General features: G+C 69.7%; 19 protein-coding genes. 15 read left to right on the top strand and 4 right to left on the bottom strand.

The genetic code is table 11. The annotated features are described in order from the left end of the window. Positions 1-43: 43 nt before the first annotated feature. The 11 genes from ABZ656_RS11665 to ABZ656_RS11615 all read left to right on the top strand — a co-directional run bounded on the left by ABZ656_RS11665 (position 44) and on the right by ABZ656_RS11615 (position 12,660). Complete coding sequence (locus ABZ656_RS11665) at positions 44-1,291, top strand: extracellular solute-binding protein (RefSeq protein WP_360266870.1); 1,248 nt, start codon at positions 44-46, stop codon at positions 1,289-1,291. A gap of 20 nt (positions 1,292-1,311) precedes the next feature. Next, entirely contained in the window at positions 1,312-2,295 is a 984-nt protein-coding gene (locus ABZ656_RS11660) for a sugar ABC transporter permease (protein WP_360266867.1), read from the top strand. Beyond that, complete coding sequence (locus ABZ656_RS11655) at positions 2,292-3,116, top strand: carbohydrate ABC transporter permease (RefSeq protein ID WP_360266864.1); 825 nt, start codon at positions 2,292-2,294, stop codon at positions 3,114-3,116. Before ABZ656_RS11660 ends, ABZ656_RS11655 begins: the two co-directional genes overlap by 4 nt. A gap of 39 nt (positions 3,117-3,155) precedes the next feature. Further along, a complete protein-coding gene (locus ABZ656_RS11650; RefSeq protein ID WP_101403217.1) occupies positions 3,156-4,892 on the top strand; it encodes a trehalase family glycosidase in 1,737 nt (578 codons plus the stop codon). Between the two features lie 68 nt (positions 4,893-4,960). Beyond that, positions 4,961-5,404: a nuclear transport factor 2 family protein gene (locus ABZ656_RS11645; RefSeq protein WP_101403216.1), complete on the top strand. Its 444-nt coding sequence runs from the start codon at positions 4,961-4,963 to the stop codon at positions 5,402-5,404. A 309-nt stretch (positions 5,405-5,713) separates the two neighbouring features. After that, a complete protein-coding gene (locus tag ABZ656_RS11640; RefSeq protein WP_360266860.1) occupies positions 5,714-6,580 on the top strand; it encodes an alpha/beta hydrolase in 867 nt (288 codons plus the stop codon). 95 nt (positions 6,581-6,675) lie between these two features. Then, positions 6,676-8,448 carry an MOSC and FAD-binding oxidoreductase domain-containing protein gene (locus ABZ656_RS11635; RefSeq protein WP_360266857.1) on the top strand — a complete coding sequence of 591 codons (1,773 nt, stop codon included), beginning with the start codon at positions 6,676-6,678 and terminating at the stop codon, positions 8,446-8,448. Positions 8,449-9,235: 787 nt separating this feature from the next. Continuing rightward, positions 9,236-9,370, top strand: a complete 135-nt coding sequence (locus ABZ656_RS11630; protein ID WP_360266854.1) for a hypothetical protein — start codon at positions 9,236-9,238, stop codon at positions 9,368-9,370. Positions 9,371-9,650: 280 nt separating this feature from the next. Further along, complete coding sequence (locus tag ABZ656_RS11625) at positions 9,651-10,115, top strand: hypothetical protein (RefSeq protein ID WP_360266851.1); 465 nt, start codon at positions 9,651-9,653, stop codon at positions 10,113-10,115. 93 nt (positions 10,116-10,208) lie between these two features. Next, on the top strand, positions 10,209-11,834 hold the full coding sequence (locus tag ABZ656_RS11620; RefSeq protein ID WP_360266848.1) for a multicopper oxidase family protein: 1,626 nt from the start codon (positions 10,209-10,211) through the stop codon (positions 11,832-11,834). Between the two features lie 184 nt (positions 11,835-12,018). Further along, a complete protein-coding gene (locus ABZ656_RS11615; protein ID WP_180362292.1) occupies positions 12,019-12,660 on the top strand; it encodes a class I SAM-dependent methyltransferase in 642 nt (213 codons plus the stop codon). 82 nt (positions 12,661-12,742) lie between these two features. Here ABZ656_RS11615 and ABZ656_RS11610 read toward each other — a convergent pair whose 3' ends face one another. Then, entirely contained in the window at positions 12,743-13,240 is a 498-nt protein-coding gene (locus ABZ656_RS11610; protein WP_101403211.1) for a DUF4396 domain-containing protein, read from the bottom strand. A gap of 150 nt (positions 13,241-13,390) precedes the next feature. Between ABZ656_RS11610 and ABZ656_RS11605 the strand changes: the two genes are divergently transcribed. Continuing rightward, complete coding sequence (locus ABZ656_RS11605; protein WP_360266843.1) at positions 13,391-13,693, top strand: hypothetical protein; 303 nt, start codon at positions 13,391-13,393, stop codon at positions 13,691-13,693. Between the two features lie 218 nt (positions 13,694-13,911). On the opposite strand, the gene ABZ656_RS11600 is transcribed toward ABZ656_RS11605, so the two are convergent. From ABZ656_RS11600 to ABZ656_RS11590, 3 genes are all read right to left on the bottom strand, one after another. Continuing rightward, a complete protein-coding gene (locus ABZ656_RS11600; protein WP_360266840.1) occupies positions 13,912-14,574 on the bottom strand; it encodes a class I SAM-dependent methyltransferase in 663 nt (220 codons plus the stop codon). 6 nt (positions 14,575-14,580) lie between these two features. Beyond that, on the bottom strand, positions 14,581-14,931 hold the full coding sequence (locus ABZ656_RS11595; RefSeq protein WP_101403208.1) for a hypothetical protein: 351 nt from the start codon (positions 14,929-14,931) through the stop codon (positions 14,581-14,583). 238 nt (positions 14,932-15,169) lie between these two features. Beyond that, positions 15,170-15,577, bottom strand: coding sequence for a hypothetical protein (locus tag ABZ656_RS11590; protein WP_360266837.1), 408 nt, complete (start codon positions 15,575-15,577; stop codon positions 15,170-15,172). Between ABZ656_RS11590 and ABZ656_RS11585 the strand changes: the two genes are divergently transcribed. Genes ABZ656_RS11585 through ABZ656_RS11575 form a run of 3 tightly spaced genes read left to right on the top strand, consistent with a single transcriptional unit; the run spans position 15,561 to position 16,753 of the window. Next, a complete protein-coding gene (locus ABZ656_RS11585) occupies positions 15,561-15,791 on the top strand; it encodes a hypothetical protein (RefSeq protein WP_360266834.1) in 231 nt (76 codons plus the stop codon). The two genes, ABZ656_RS11590 and ABZ656_RS11585, sit on opposite strands and share 17 nt — an antisense overlap. 54 nt (positions 15,792-15,845) lie before the next feature. Continuing rightward, positions 15,846-16,334 carry a hypothetical protein gene (locus ABZ656_RS11580; protein ID WP_360266831.1) on the top strand — a complete coding sequence of 163 codons (489 nt, stop codon included), beginning with the start codon at positions 15,846-15,848 and terminating at the stop codon, positions 16,332-16,334. Between the two features lie 47 nt (positions 16,335-16,381). Then, on the top strand, positions 16,382-16,753 hold the full coding sequence (locus tag ABZ656_RS11575; protein WP_180361949.1) for a hypothetical protein: 372 nt from the start codon (positions 16,382-16,384) through the stop codon (positions 16,751-16,753). Positions 16,754-16,816 lie beyond the last annotated feature (63 nt).

Raw genomic sequence — 16,816 nt, 5'->3', positions numbered from 1 at the left:
GTGCCCTCGGCACCCGCATGCCCAGAACAAAGGAACCCTCGCGATGAACAGCTCCTCCAGACAGCGCCGTCTGACCGCCGCGGCCGTGACCGCCCTCGCCGTGGCCGTCACCGCCACCGCCTGTTCCTCCGGCTCCGGCAGCAGCGACACCAAGGACGCCGGCAGCGGCACGTACACCCTCTGGGACCCCTACCCGCAGTTCGACAAGACCTCGGCCTGGGCGAAGCTGCTGGACCAGTGCGGCACCGAGGCCGGCGTGAAGGTCAAGCGGACCGCCTTCGACACCAGCGACTTGGGCAACAAGACGCTGCTGGCGGCGCAGCAGGGCAACTCCCCGGACGTCCTCATCGTCGACAACCCCGTGGTGTCGACCATGGCCGAGGCGGGCGTGCTCACCACGACCGACGACAACAAGCTGGACACCTCCAAGGTCGACCCCAACCTGCTGGCGGCCGGCCAGTCCGGCGGCAAGACCTATGGCACCCCGATCGGCGCCAACACCCTCGCCCTCTACTACAACAAGGACGTCCTGAAGGCGGCCGGCGTCGATGTCGCCTCGATCAAGGACTGGCCATCGCTGACGGCGGCCCTGGCGAAGGTGAAGAAGGCGGGGAAGAAGGGCATCACCTTCTCCGCCATCGGCACGGAGGAAGGCAGCTTCCAGTTCCTGCCCTGGTTCTGGGGCTCGGGCGCCGAGCTCACCGAACTCGACTCCCCGCAGGGCGTATCGGCGCTGACCCTGTGGAACGACTGGACGAAGAAGGGCTACGCCCCCAACTCGGTCCTCAACAACACCCAGACCACCAGCTGGCAGGAGTTCGCGAGCGGCGACTACGCCTTCGCCGAGAACGGCACCTGGCAGCTCGCCAACGCCAAGAAGGCCGGCTTCGACTTCGGCGTGCTGCCCGTCCCCGCCGCCACGGGCGGCAACGCGGCGGCCCCCACCGGCGGCGAGTTCGTCACCATCCCGGTCCAGAAGGACAGCGGCCGCTACGCCGCCTCCCAGAAGCTGGTCACCTGCCTGACCAGCGGCGACAACCTCTACAACACCGACACCACCCTGTCCTACGTGGCCCCCACCAGCGAGGTCCAGGACAAGCAGGTGGCCGAGAACGCCGACCTGAAGCCGTGGGTGGACGCGGTCAAGGCGGCCAAGGGCCGTACCAGCGACGACCTGGGCACCAAGTACCCCAAGATCTCCGAGCAGATGTGGAAGGCCGTCCAGTCCGCCCTCAGCGGCTCCAAGTCGCCCAAGGACGCGCTGTCCGAGGCCCAGTCCGCAGTCAAGTAACCCGACCACAAGGGTCGTTGATGAATCACACGACACAGCTCCCGGACCACCGGTCCGAGGGCGTCCGAAAGGACGGGGCGGCCGCTGACCCGCCCCCGGCCGGCAGCAGCAAGCGCCGCCGACCCGCCTCAACCCAGTGGGCCGCCTGGGGCTTCCTCGCCCCGGTGGCTCTCTACCTGGCCCTCTTCTACGTCTATCCGCTCTACCGCAACCTCGACCTGAGCCTGCGTGACTACACCGTCCGCTCCTTCGTCCAGGGCGACGCGCCGTTCACCGGCCTGGCCAACTACCGCAAGATCTTCGACGACCCGACCTTCGCACCGGCCCTGCTGCACACCGTGGTGTTCACCGCTGTATGCCTGGTCTTCCAGTACGCCATCGGGCTCGCCCTCGCGGTCTTCTTCCACCAGAACTTCCGGCTCTCGGCCACGCTCCGCGCCCTGTTCCTGGTCCCGTGGCTGCTGCCGCTGATCGTCTCCGCCTCCACCTGGGCGTGGATGCTCAACAGCGACTCCGGCATTGTCAACGCCCTGTTGAGCGCCCTCGGGTTCGACCCGGTGAACTGGCTGACCTCGCCGTCCTGGTCACTGACCTCGGTGATCATCGCGAACATCTGGATCGGCGTCCCCTTCAACCTGGTCGTGCTCTACAGCGGCCTGCAGTCCATCCCCACGAGCCTGTACGAGGCTGCCGCCATCGACGGCGCGAACGCCTGGCAGCGCTTCTGGCGGATCACCTTCCCCCTGTTGCGTCCGGTGTCCGCGATCACCCTGCTGCTGGGGCTGATCTACACCCTCAAGGTCTTCGACATCATCTGGATCATGACCAAGGGCGGCCCGGCCGACTCCTCCACCACCTTCGCCACCTGGTCCTACCAGCTCGGCTTCGGCAACCTCCTGCCCGCCTTCGGCCCCGGAGCAGCAGTCGGCAACCTGCTCGTCGTCGCCGCCCTGGTCTTCGGCCTGGTATACGTCCGGGCGCAGAGAAAGCAGGCACTGTCATGAGGCGAACCCGCAGGCGTACGTGGGTGAAGACGGCGATCGGCGTCCTACTGACCGCGATCATGCTCTTCCCGGTCTACTGGATGATCAACGTGTCCTTCACCCGCGACCAAAACATGCGCAAGAGCCCGCCGGACCTGTTCCCCGCCCACGGCACCCTCGCCGGCTACCGCACCGTCCTCGACGAGCAGTTGCCCTACCTCGGCACCAGTCTCGTCATCGGTCTGGGCACCGTCGTCCTGACCGTGGCCCTGTCCGCGCCCGCAGGCTACGCCCTGGCCAAGCTGCGCCCACGCGGCGGCGGCATCCTGAGTTTCGTCCTGCTGGCTGCCCAGATGATCCCCGGCATCATCATGGCGATGGGCTTCTACGCCATCTACCTCCAGCTCGGCCTGCTCCAGTCCGTGCCCGGCCTGATCGTCGCCGACTCCACCCTGGCCGTCCCCTTCGCGGTCCTGATCTTCACCGCGTTCATGTCCGGCATCCCGGGCGAGCTGCTGCAGGCCGCACAGGTGGACGGGGCCCAGGCCCTGCGCACCTTCTGGTCCGTCGTCCTGCCGATCAGCCGCAACGCCGTCGTCACGGTGTCCCTGTTCGCGTTTCTGTGGTCCTGGTCCGACTTCGTCTTCGCCAGCACTCTGGTCAACGGCGGCGCCCATGAGCCGATCACGCTCGGCATCTACCACTACATCGGCAACAACAACCAGGAGTGGAACGCCATCATGGCCACCGCGGTGGTGGCCTCGCTGCCGGCCGCGATCATCCTCGTCCTCGCCCAGCGCTACGTCGCCGCCGGCGTGACCGCCGGTGCCGTGAAGGACTGAGCCTCACCAGCCCCCTGCTCGAGAAACGAGTCACACCCCATGACCGCCGCCCCCTCCGGCCCGGCCTTCTCCATCCACGACATCCCGTTCAGCACCTACGGATCCTGGTTCGACATCTCGCCCGTGATCGCGGAGAAGACCTACGCCGAGGACCTCCACCTCGTCTCGCACCAGAACGGCATGCACGCCGCCCTGCGACTGGTCCCCCTGGACACGACTTCGGCCGTCCGCGCGGAGACCCGCGTCGAGGCGACACCGGGCCTGCTGAGCTGGACAGCCGAGAGCGGACGCGTCGACCTCGCCTACGAGAGGCCGGACACCGTACGGCTGCGGGGGAGCGGCCTGGACTTCGGCGTCTTCGCCGCCGCGCACGTCCTGACCCCGTTCAGCGGGACGTACTTCTTCCACGACCCGGCGGCGAACGCGCACGTGTTCACCTCCTACGAGACCGGACGCCGTTATCGCGTCACCGTGCTGTCCGGCACGATCGCCGAGGCGGCCGGAGCCCAGGCCCTGGGCGGTGCCGAGCGCGGTGTCGTGGTGACCGCTCAGACGCACGGCGTCTGGGAGATCGCGATCGAGGAACTCGACACCGCCCGCCCGCCCTACGCTCCCTCGGCGGCCTTCGACGAAGTCGTGGCGGCCGCGCAGGACGTCTTCGCCGCCTTCGCCGACGCGGTGGCGCCCTGGCGTTCGGCGGCCACCCCGGCCGCCGAACTCGCCGCCTACGTCGTCTGGTCGGCGACCGTGGTGGCGAAGGGCCTGGTCACCCGGCCCGGTGTGCTGATGTCCAAGCACTGGATGGACAAGGTCTGGAGCTGGGACCACTGTTTCAACGCCCTCGCCCTCGCTGCCGGTTGCCCCGAACTGGCCCGCGACCAGTTCCACCTGCCCTTCGACCACCAGGACGAGAGCGGCGCCCTGCCGGACTCGGTCACCCACTCCGAGGTCCTCTACAACTTCGTCAAGCCGCCCATCCACGGCTGGGCCTTCGGCCACCTGCGCCGCAGACTGCCCACACCTCTCGACCGGGCCGAACTGACCGAGGTGTACGAGCGGTTGGAGCGCTGGACCAGCTTCTGGCTCACCGCCCGCCGCGCCCCCGGCGCCGACCTGCCCCACTACCAGCACGGCAACGACAGCGGCTGGGACAACGCCACCACCTTCGACCCCGAACGTGTGGTCGTCACCGCCGACCTGGCCGCCTTCCTCGCCCTCCAGATGCACGAACTCGCCCAACTGGCGACGGTGTTGAACAGACCGGACGAGGCGGGCCGGTGGCACGCCGCGGCCGAGGAGACGCAGACCGCCCTGCTCGACCAGCTCTGGACCGAAAACAGGTTCGTCGCCCGCTCGGCCGACACAGCGGAGACCTGGAGCAGCGCCAGCCTCCTCGACCTGATGCCCATCGCGCTGGGAGAGCACCTGCCCGCCGAGATCGCCAGTACGCTCGCCGACCGCATCAAGGCCCACCTCACGCCGTACGGCCTAGCCACCGAACTGCCCACCTCCCCGCACTACTTGGCCGACGGCTACTGGCGCGGCCCGATCTGGGCCCCCGCCACCGTCCTCGTCGAGGACGGCCTGCGCCGCGCCGGCCACGACCGACTCGCCGACGACATCAGCACCCGCTTCCGATCCCTGTGCGAGACCCACGGCTTCGCCGAGAACTTCGACGCCCTCACCGGCACCGGCCTGCGCGACCGCGCCTACACCTGGACCGCCAGCAGCTACCTCCTGCTGGCCGAGGCACACGCACACCGAGACGGCCGCTGACCGCCCGGCTCCGCAAAACCCCGGGGTCGTACGGACCCCGGATCTTCCCCCCTCCCAGGAGCCGCACCATGACGTCGCACTCCACGCTCCCCGGATCCGCCGCCCGCACCAGACGGCGAACGGCCTCGTCCGTCGCGAAATTCCTCGGCCTGCTGGCAGGCGGAGACCTGGACAAGGTCACGGCGGTCTTCGCCGACGACATCGACTGGTACGTTCCCGGGTCGGCGTCACTGCCCTGGACAGGGGCGCGCACCAAGGGCAGCGAGGTAGCCGACTACTTCAGGACGCTCGGTGCGAACATCGTGCCCGAGAAGAACGTCGACGATATCGAGGCGCTTCTCATCGACGGTGATCATGCGGTCATGCTGGGACGATTCACGCGGGACGCGAGGGGCACCGGCCGGACGTACATCACTCCCATCGCAATGCACCTTCAGGTGGCAGACGACAAGATCGTCAAACTGCACCTTCATGAGGACACCCTCGCGGTAGCCGAGGCATACGCTGAGTGAGCGGCCTCGGTCGTACGTCGATCGGCGCGGGGCCAACGCCTGGGCGCGCGGGAATTCGATGCGGCTGGTAGCGGAATGGCGGGCCGGACCTGAATTCCGCGGCCCGATTTGCGCTGCGTTGCCCTCTCTGCGGGTCAGGTCTAGCGTGAGGGAAGTGGCAACCGGCGCCATCTGCCGCGAGGCACCACGCCGCCGAGGGATAATGGTTCCCGAGCCTCCACGGCAACCGTCCTGACCTTGGTCGCATCCAACCGGGTTTTACGGGCGGATTTGACGCACTTCGGCGCCAACCGGCGCCCGGAGGTCGATGTGCTTCCCACGCGACACAAGACAGCAACCATCAAGGGCCAAGAAGTCTTTTACCGCGAGGCCGGCCCCCGCGACGCACCGGTCGTACTGCTGCTGCACGGATTTCCGAGCAGTTCCCACATGTTCCGCCATCTCGTCCCCGCGCTGGCCGACGACTATCACGTGATCGCCACCGACCACATCGGATTCGGCCACTCCGCCATGCCCAAGGTGGACGCATTCGACTACACCTTCGACAACCTCGCCGGCATCACCGCCGGACTGCTCGACCACCTGGGCATCAAGCGCTTCGCCATGTACGTGCACGACTACGGAGCACCGATCGGCTGGCGCCTTGCGCTCGACCCTTCCTTCGATGTCAGCGCGATCATCACGCAGAGCGGCAACGCCTACATGGAAGGCTTCACCAAGCCGTTCTGGGACGACCTGTTCGCGTACGCCACCAATCCCGGCCGCGAAACGGAGCCGGGGGCGCGGGCCAAATTCAGCGTTGCCACGACCCGTTGGCAGTACGAGAACGGCGCCCCCGACGCGAGCCTGGTCAGCCCGGACACCTGGACCCTCGACCAGCTCCTGCTGGAACGGCCCGGCAACGACGAGATCCAGTTGGCGCTGTTCCGCGACTACCCGACGAACATCGACGGGTACCCGAGGCTGCAGGAGTACTTCCGCACCAGCCAGGTGCCCCTGCTCGCGGTATGGGGGCAGGGGGACGAGATCTTCGGGCCGGACGGCGCACGGGCGTTCTCCCGTGACCTGCCGGAGGCAGAGGTCCACCTGCTGCCTGCCGGACACTTCGCCCTGGAGACGCACCTGGACGCGATCAGCGGATACATCCACGGATTCCTCGGACGCGTCCTCACGTGAGGTCCTGGTATCTCGACGCGTTCAGGGGCCGGAGGCTGATACGACGTGCATCCCGGCCGGAGCGGCATGGGGGGCGCCGCAAGAGAGGTGGCGTGGTGGCCACGTTGACAGCAGTGAACGTCGGGATGCCGAAGGACGTGCCCTGGCACGGAAAGACCGTGCACACCGGCGTCTACAAGCGGACCGTCGCCGGACCCCGGATGGTGCGGCGGCTGAACATCGATGGGGACGGCCAGGGCGATCTGGGCGGGCACGGCGGTGAGCAGCGCGCCGTCCTGGTCTATCAGACCGACTCCTACCGCTACTGGGCGAAAGAGCTGGGCCGCGATGACCTCGTCCCCGGCCAGTTCGGTGAGAACTTCACCGTCGACGGCCTGCCCGACGAGGAGGTCTGCATCGGGGACCGCTATCGCATCGGCGGCGCCCTGTTCGAGGTCACCCAGCCCCGGGTGACCTGCTACCGGGTGGGCCTGCGGATTGGCGAGCCGCGGATGGCGGCACTGCTCGTGGCCCACCACCGCCCCGGCTTCTACCTCCGGGTGATTGAGGAGGGCGAGGTCGAGGCCGGGCAGGAGATCGTCAAGGTCGCCACCGGCCCCGAGGCGATGACCGTCGAGGAGATGGACCGGGTGCTCTACCTGCCCGGGCACACTCGTGAGCAGGTCGAGCGGGCGCTGCGGATCCCCGCGCTCAGTCCCGGCTGGCAGGACTCCATGCGGATCCTTCTGGACCAGTCCGACGGCGAGGGCAGCGGTTCCTCCGGCAGTGCGGGACTCAATACCGCGGCCACCGCTCCGCCGCCCGGCTGGCCGGGCTTTCGGCCGCTGACCGTCACGCGCATCCAGTCCGAGAGCCGCAATGTGTTCTCCCTGCACTTGGCAGCCGCGGACGGTTCTGGGCTGCCGGCCGCGCTGCCGGGCCAGTTCCTCACCGTGAAGGTCCAGCCCGAGGGCGACGTGCCGCCGCTGATCCGCAGCTACTCGCTCTCCGGCGAGCCGGGCATCGGCACGTACCGGATCAGCGTGAAGGTCGAACCGCACGGCGCCGCCGGCAACGAGCTGCGTGCCCACATCCGCGTCGGCGACCGTTTGCAGGCCGCCGCGCCCCGCGGCACCTTCTGCCTGGCCCAGGGCGACCATCCGGTGCTGCTGCTGTCGGCTGGGATCGGCGTGACTCCCGTGCTGGCCATGCTGCACACCCTCGCCCGCGAGCACTCCACCCGAGAGGTGCGGTGGCTGCACGGCGCGCGGGACGGCACCGAGCACCCCTTTGCCCAGGAGAGCCGCGAGCTCATCGCTGCCCTCCCCAACGCGCGGTCCACCGTCTACTACAGCAGGCCGGCCGCCACCGACCGCCTGGGCGTCGACTACGCAGAGGCGAGTCGCCTGTCGGCCGAGCACATCCCCGGGCTCGGCCTGCCGACCGACGCCGACGCGTACCTGTGCGGTCCGGCGGCCTTCATGGACAGCCTCACCGCCGCGCTCATGGCCAGCGGCCTTGACGCCTCCCGTGTCCACACCGAGATCTTCGGCGCGGGCGCCGCCATCACCCCTGGGATCAAGGGATCGGCGACCGCGCCCGCGCCCCACCAGCCCGCGGGTCCGCCCGGCACCGGACCCGAGGTCTCCTTCGCCCGCAGCGGCCTCAACGTCCCCTGGAACGACGCCCAGGAGTCCCTGCTCGAACTCGCCGAAGCCTGCGACGTCGCCGTCCAGTGGTCCTGCCGCACCGGCGTCTGCCACACCTGCGAACTCGCCCTCATGTCCGGCACCGTCGTCTACTCACCCGACCCCGTCGAACCCCCCGCCCAGGGCAACATCCTCATCTGCTGCTCCAAACCCGCCGGAGACGTTGTCCTCGACCTGTGAGCCGACGGCCCCGCCATCGGCTCAACGCTCGGGACTTCGCAAGCCAGTACGACCTCTCGAATGACCTGGGCATCAATCCGGGCGCTGTGCGTCTTCCAACGTCGCCTGCCGCGGGAGCCTCGTGGTACACGCCGTGGTCGGGCGCAAGGCGGTCCGTGCCGCCCGTTCGAAGCGGCTCGGGAGCGGGTACTTCCGGTCATCGGGCGCCCATCGCGGCGAACCGCCACCGACGGCAGCCGCTCCCGGGCCCGTTTGTTCTGATCGGCGACGAAGCGCCGCATGTGGTCTTCGGCCAGCAGGGCCGGGTCGTGGCCGCTGCCCGGGGCGGTCACGGTGAGACAGACGCCGAGGTCGACACACACCCGGCGCCCGGCGTCGATGTGCTGCGGGCTGCGCGGCGCTTGGAGCGACCGCAGCCGGCGAGCACAGCGCTCCCAGAACAGATCCCGAAGCCAACGCTGCGGCACATCGGTGAGGTCGACATGGCTGGAACGCCGCTTGTAGCGAACGCCGAAGTGCTCCGTCTCCAGGAATCGGACAGGATGACGCCGCAGGGGTGCATGGCGTAGCCGCGGGGCAGCGCGTCCAGTCCCTCGGCCAGCTCCCACAGCGGCCCGAACTCCCCCGCCCGAGCGGCAAGTCCGCGCAGTTCCGGCAGACTGCATCCGCACCCCCGGGACGTCGAGCTTGAGCAGTCCGAGGTCTTCGACGTCCTCCTTGTCGGCCTGCGCCATCGGGTAGCCGCCCGGGGTGGGCTGTACCGGCAGCCGCACCAGCGGACTTCCCCGTGCCGTTCCCGGACCGCGGTCCGAGGCGGACGTGGCGCGAGCGCAAGGTCATCCTCGGCGCGGCCGCCGTGCTGCTGCCGGCGCTCGCGGCGATCACCGTAGAGGTCTGGATCGCCAAACCGAAGGGCCACTGATGAGCACCACCGCCTTCAGGCGCGCCCAGCGCTGGTTCTGGGACCTGGCCACCATGGCGGTATGCGCGGCGGGCGCCCCCTGTAACACGGGCTACGAGCCACTCCAGGCCCTGCCACGGGCCTGCGCGTCCTGGTCAGTGGCCTGGTGCTGGCCGCCTCCACCGTCCAGGCGGCGCGGGTCCAGGCCGCGCTCGCCAGTCGGCCCCCACGCCCGAGCATTACCCCCTCTGGGTATATTGTCGTGACGCAACCCGCTCACGGCCCAACGCGGACGGAAGCCATGACGACAGTCCACCACCGGCCAGGCGGCGCCCACAGCGCCGCACTGCGGTGGACGCACGCTGCCGTCATCGCACTGGTGGCAACGCTCGCGATTCTCATCCACCACGACACGGCCGCCGCCATCACGCACGTACCGCCCGCCGGGGTCTCCGAGACGAGCAGCATGACGGGCTTGCACCACGCGGCCGCACTGGCGATGCCCGCCCGCACGAGTCTGCACGCCATGGCGCCCGGTGTCACAGCCCCGACCGCGGCCCACGACGATGACGGGGCATGCTCCGGCACCGCGATGCAGCATTGCTCCGCCGCCGGGGTCGACGGCCTGAAGTTCGCACCTCCCCACCAGCCGTCCACCGGCTGCGCTCCGGCCCTCCCCACCGGAGCAGTCGCCGGCCGGGACGTTCCGGGAACCACAGGCCGGGCACCACCCGATCTTTCCGTCCTGTCTCGATTGCTGCTGTAGGCCGCGCCCGCGGCTGCGCGCGCTCACGCGTGCGCTCAGCCGCGCCCGCACGCGCGTCGAACAACAGCGATATCGAGAAGAAGGACACCCTCTGTGAACAGCATGAACCGCCGCTCCGTCCTGCTGGCCGGGCTCGGCGTCGCGGGCGCCGGAGCGCTCGCCGCCTGCAGCAGCTCCGACAGCACTCCTGCCCTGGTCAGCCCCTCCGGCTCGGCTGTCGCCGCCGCCGACAAAAAGCGCACCCGGAGCGGCAAAACCCACGAAACGACCCTGACCGCCACACAGGCCATGGCCGACCTCGGCGCCGGGATCACGGCCAGGACCTGGGCCTTCGACGGCCGGATCCCGGGCCGGGAGCTGCGCCTGACGGCCGGTGACACGCTGTCCGCCACGCTGTCCAACCAGCTGCCGAACCAGACCACCACTTCCATCCACTGGCACGGCATCGCCCTGCGCAACGACATGGACGGCGTACCGCCGGCCACCCAGGCCGCCGTGCGGGCAGGACGCAACTTCACCTACCGGTTCACCGCGGACGCCCCCGGCACCTACTTCTTCCACCCGCACGTCGGTGTCCAGCTCGACCGGGGCTTGTACGCGCCGTTGATCGTGGAGGACCCCAGGGAGCCGCTGTCGTACGACGAGGAGTGGGTGGTCGTCCTCGACGACTGGCTCGACGGCGTCACCGGTACCCCGGACGACGTCTTCGCCGAGCTGCGCCACGGCATGGGCGGGATGCACATGGGCGAAGACTCCAGCAGCCCGTCCAGCTCCTCCGGTGACGACATGGGAGACATGGGCGGCATGGACATGAGCAGCATGGGCGGAATGGGCAGCTCCCCGTCCGCCTCCACCTCGTCCTCCGGCGGGAGCATGGGCATGAAGTTCATGCTGATGGGCGCCCAGAGCCCACTGCTGGGGGGCGATGCCGGCGACGTGAAGTACCCCTACCACCTGGTCAACGGCCGCGTTCCGGCCGACCCGCAGGTCTTCCGCGCCAAGCCCCGCAAGCGGGTCCGGCTGCGCCTGATCAACGCCGGCGCCGACACCGCCTACCGTGTCGCTCTCGGCGGCCACCAGCTCACCATCACCCACACCGACGGTTTCCCCGTGAGGCACCAGCAGACCGACGCCCTGCTGATCGGCATGGGCGAGCGCTACGACGTCCTCGTCACCCTGGACGACGGCGTCTTCCCCCTGGTAGCGCTCGCGGAGGGCAAGAACGCCACCGGCATGGCCGTCATCCGCACCGGCTCCGGCAGCACCCCCACGGCGACCGTCCGCCCGAAGGAACTGGACGGCATGCTCATGGCCGCATCCCAGCTGCACGCGGCGGACGACGTCCGGCTGGCATCGAAGAAAGCCGACCGGGTCCACCGCATCGAGCTGACCGGCGACATGATGACCTACAACTGGGCCATCAACGGCCGCCGGTTCGACATGAACAACCCGACCGCGCACCCGATCACCGTGAAAGAGGGCCAGCGGGTCCGGCTCGACTTCGTCAACACCACCACCATGTGGCACCCGATGCACCTGCACGGCCACACCTACCAGCTCGGTAGCAGCGGACCGCGCAAGGACACCACCATCGTCCTGCCGAAGAAGACCGTGTCGGTGTTCTTCGACGCCGACAACCCCGGACAGTGGATGCTGCACTGCCACAACGCCTACCACGGCGAGGCAGGCATGATGGCGCTGGTCGCCTACCAGGGCTGACCCCGGCATACACCACACGCGCCGGTGCATTTGCGCGTGGGCCGGTGCCGGCGCCACGGACGCCAAGGACGCGACGCGCACAGCAGGCAACGCGACCGAGCACGGCCCTCCACCCCTGGGTGGAGGGCCCGTTTCCGCCCCCGGGCCGATCCACACGACAGCGCACCCATGGTGGGCTACTGCTGTGACTGCCACCTTGCCGCGCGCCCTGCCCAGCCCGGACGGCAAACCGGTTCCGCCGCCCGGCACCACTGACACGTTCCGCGCCTTCGCCCACGACCTGGCCACCGGCCGGCGGCCGTGGACCGCCGAAGCAGCGCAATTCATCGCCGACCTGTTCGACCAGCTCGCCGCGGACTGGGACACCACCCGCGCCACCGGCCGTGACGACCCCCTACGCGACGCCCTCACCCGCGGCGGCCCGATACCCCGGGGCCCGTGCCTCGAACTCGGCTCGGGCACCGGCCTGTTCACCCCCGTACTGACGGCCGCCTTCCCGCACGTGATCAGCGTGGACCTGTCGATGCGCATGCTGCAGCAGGCCCACTGCCGCTCGCCGTGGCGGGTGCGCGCCGACGCGAGCAGGCTGCCCCTGGCGGACGCCTCCGTCACCACGATGGCGGCGATCGACATGCTCCTGTTCCCTGCCGAGACCGCCCGCGTCCTGGCACCCGACGGGTTACTGCTGTGGATCAACCAGCTCGGCAGCGACGGGCCGCTGTACCTTCCCGCAGCCACCGTCGTCGCCGCTCTGCCCGGCACCTGGCAGGCCACGGAGTCCGAGGCAGGCTGGGGCAGCTGGGCCGTCCTGCGCCGTACCGGCTGACTTATCGACTCACCTTCCACAACCAGGGCAAACGGGCCGGCCCGGGCCATGAGGCCCGGGCCGGGTGGGAACGCACTGGCCGTCAGTGGTAGGCGTGCACGACTGCATGCCCCGTTCCGCGGCCGATCATCCACCGGTTCACCGGAGTGGTCAGCACGAAGGCCAAGGCAAGGGATGCCGCGAGCGAGATCCAGAACAGAGCCTGGGACAGGCCCGCGTCCATGGCACCGGGCACCCCGACCATGACGGTGTTGTCGATCAGTTCCATCACGGCGATGGACACCGTGTCCGCGGCCAGCGCGACCTTCAGCGCCTGGCGGACGGGCAGCCCGGCGCGCAGCACGCCCCGCATGGTCAACGCGTAGCCGAAGACGAAGGCCAACGCGATCGAGACGATGACAGTGCCCGCATTGTGCAGGCCCACGGCAGTGCCGATCACCATGCCCAGGACTTCGCCGATGGCGCAGCCTGTCAGGCAGTGCAGCGTCGCCTGCGCGGCTGTGCGCCAGGAGACACCGGGGCCATGGTCAGCATGGTGCGCGTGCTGGTGCTGTTGCTGGTGGTGCGCGGTGTGGTCCATAGTCGACCTCCCTGGTTGGATCGGGTCACCCACCCAGAACCACATACCCCCTGGGGGTATTCCGAAATGGCGAAGTTTCTCTACGTGGATGGGTCTTGCACCGGTCCTACGCTCGGGACCCGGCCGAGCGCTCTACTGCCCGTGATCACCATGAGCGGTATTGGTAACCCCGGCTATCAGAAGTTGCGGAATACCGAACTGTCCATCGGCCCGCTGCGCGGCCTGCCTGCGCTGCGGACGCCGCCCCTGCACCCGCTGGCAAGGACGCGCAACGTGGTACGGCAGGGCCGCACCGTGCTCGCCTACCGCGGCTGCCTGCGCTCATCGCTGGCCGCCGTACCGGCCCCCATCGCCCTGCTCGAGCCGCGCCGCCCTCTCCCTGCTCCTCCACGCGGAGCGATCGGCCTGCCGCTGCCCGAGGACCCGCCCGACGGCGCCGCCTCATTCGCCTGACACCTCCAACGCCCACCGCTTCACCGCGCCTCGCCAGCCCACTTCAGCAGTGGACCCAACGGCTCCCGCGTGGTCGTCAACTCGCCCAGCGGAAAAAGTCCTTAGTCACGGGCAGCCTCCAGCCCTCAGCCCTCAGCGCCGAAGAAGACGTTCGCGTCCAGAGTGGCCCCGGACCGGGCCGTGGGGCAATCGGTCCGCATCGCCCGCATCCCGGGGTCTCACCGGGGCCGAGTCTGGGTGATCCGCCAAAGGCGGCGGGGCAGTTCGCCTTCCTCGAAGGCGTGGACCTCGGCCAGATTCCAGCCCTCGGCGAGGGCGTCGACGAGGTGGCGGGGGAAGAAGTGCACCGCGAAGCCGCCGTGTTCGAAGATGTCGTCGCCGTGCGCGGTGCCGGAGCCGTAGTGCGTGTCGCCGGTGTGGCGGACTGCGTAGACGAAGGTGCCGCCCGGCCGCAGCACGCGGCGGACCTCGCCCACCAGGGCCTGGATCTCCTTGGTGGACAGGGCCATGCACAGCAGCATGTGCGCGAAGACGGCGTCCACAGAGGCATCGGCGAGGGGCAGCGGTTCGCGCACGTCGTGCATCGCGGTGGTCACCCGCTCGTCGACGCCCTGCTCGCGGGCGGCGTCGCGGAGCTGCTCCAGGCCGACGGGGCTGAAGTCGGTGGCCTGGACGGTGAAGCCCTCGCGTGCGAAGTACAGGGCGTCACGGCCATGGCCGGCACCGAGCTCCAGCACGTCAGTGGCGTCGACAGAGCGGAACACGTCGGCGGCGTGGACTGCGGGTGCGGAGGGCTGCTCGCCGTACATGCCGGGGTGGGCGGTGTAGGTGTGCTGCCAGTGCTCCCGCTGTGTGTCGGCCAGCTCCGGTTCGTCATTCACGTCTGTTCACTCCCCTTGCCCGGACCGGTGCCGCCTGTGTCGGCCAGCCTGGAGGGGGTTGGTCAGGGCCTGCCGAAGCTGGTCGGCGGCCGGGACGCCGGCCACGCCGTCCGGAGTCCGGTACATCCGGCAGGCCAGCCCTGGCGTCGCGTCGGGCTCGGCGAACGGGTCACGCCCGTTGATCAGGAACGTCGGCGAGCCGGTGAAGCGAGCCGCCGCGGCCTCGGTCTGGTCGGCGATCACGTGGGTGGTCACGGTGACGTCGTGCAGGCCCAGGCCGTCAAGAACCTGGTGCAACCGGTCGGCGGCGGACCGAGTGTTCGCGCAGTCAGGGATGACCAGCAGTTCGATGTCCATGTCTCCAGCATCGCGGGCTTTCCAGCCGGAGGGTGCGGGTCAGGTGCAGCACTCGCAGCCGGGGCGGCACCCGCATGCGTCCGCCTCGCCCCCGGACGGCGTCACGACGGCGGTGGGGGCCGTGCAGCAACCCCGGTGCGCAGCGAGACGCCGTCGAGCAGCACCAGCCGAGCGGGGCCCTCGTACAGGCCCGTTCCTGACACGCACCCGCCCGCCCGTCAGGAGCGCGAATCCAGCATCAGATGCATTCCCGTCGGCCAAAGGGCCAGGTCATAGCTCCCCATTCAAGAGAAAGGAAAGTGGCGCAATGTCGCAGGCCACCAGGTCGGACGACTCCCGATCGCGCATCAAACGCAATTCCCCGGATTCCCGCCACATCCTCCGCCTCCGCTTCGATCTCCCGCCCGACCACGACCCTGAACTTCTCCAGCGGCTGCGACAACTCCTGGAAGACTTCACCCCGCGCGTGCAGATCATCGAGCCGAACATGGCTGTACTCGACCTCACCGGCGCGCTCCCGTACTGGAAGCGCGACGCCCGCAGCCTGACCGAACTCGTCCAGCTGCGCGCTCGCCCACCTCGGCCTGAGCAGTGCTGCGGGATGCGCGGGCAACCGGATGCTCGCCGCGATGGCCTGCGCCGTCACCCAACCCGGCCGGCGTACGGTCATCGACGACTCCCCCGAGGCCATCACCGCGTTCCTGCGGCCCCGCCCGGTCCGGGAACTGCCCGGCGTGAGCGCGAGGACGGCCGCGACGCTCGCCGAGTACGGCCTGCACACCGTCGGCGACGTCACCGACGTCCCCCAACTCACCCTGCAACGCCTCCTCGGCGCCCACGCGGGCCGCACCCTCCACTAGCACGCCCAGGGCCACGAGCCCCAGATCGTCGACCCCACCCCGACACCGGCGAGCATGAGCGCCGAACACCACTTCGGCCGCGACGAACTCGACCCCGCCCAGCACCGGCGCGCACAGCTCGCCCTCGCCGACGACCTCGGCGCCCGCCTCCGCGACTCCGGCCAGAGCGCCACAGCCCTGGCCTGCACCGCTACGCCGACTCCAGCGGCACCCGCCGCAGCCGTACCCTGCCCGAGGCCACCCAGTACACCGTGCTCCTTGCCCGCACCGCGTACGCGGTCTATGAGTCCCCCGGTCTCCAGCGCGCCCCGGGTCCGCAGCATCGCGCTCCGCGCCGAGGCCCTTCGCCCCGCCGACCGGGCCCCCGGCAGCTCACCCTCGACACGGAGAACGACAAGCCCCTCGCGATCGAAGCCGTCGCCGACCGCGCCCGCTACGGCCACCACGTTCTCTACCCCGCCACCCTCGCCATCAACTCCCCTACCCCGTCCGCCCGCCGCCGGAACCGGGGTGGCCTCCCCCAGACGACTCGCTGCGACATAAGCACGACAGCAGCGGGCGAGGGTAGGCACCCCTGCCGAGGAGTGACGATGGACCAGGACCGCTATCGGGACCTGCGTGTTCCGGACGACAGCGGACGGCCGACCCGTGAGGAAGTCGCCCGGCTGATCTATGCCTTCGACGCCGTCGCGGACGAGCGCCGCACCCGCGCGGACTACCTACACGTCGCCGACAACGTGCTCGAAGTCCTCACCCGACGCGGGCTGATCAAGCCAGATGCAACTGGCCGAGCGGCCACCCGCCATCGGTCTGCGCCTGCACAAGAGCGGCCACGTGACCGGGACCAGACCAGGACCAGCCAGGCCGCCACGCCGTATTCGCCCTGCAACCGCACGGGCCCGTTCGGAGCCGTGATCACGTGGCCGGGAAAGGATTGGACGGGGCGAAGCTCGGGCTTGTAGCTTGCAGTTGACCGCGACATCGCCCGAGGAGGTGAGACCCATGAACGCTGTATCGATGTGGGT

The organism is Streptomyces sp. NPDC007095 (genome assembly GCF_040634475.1).
Taxonomy (GTDB): domain Bacteria; phylum Actinomycetota; class Actinomycetes; order Streptomycetales; family Streptomycetaceae; genus Streptomyces.
Note: the sequence above shows the minus strand (reverse complement) of the source record. Positions and strands in the feature narration are given on the sequence as shown.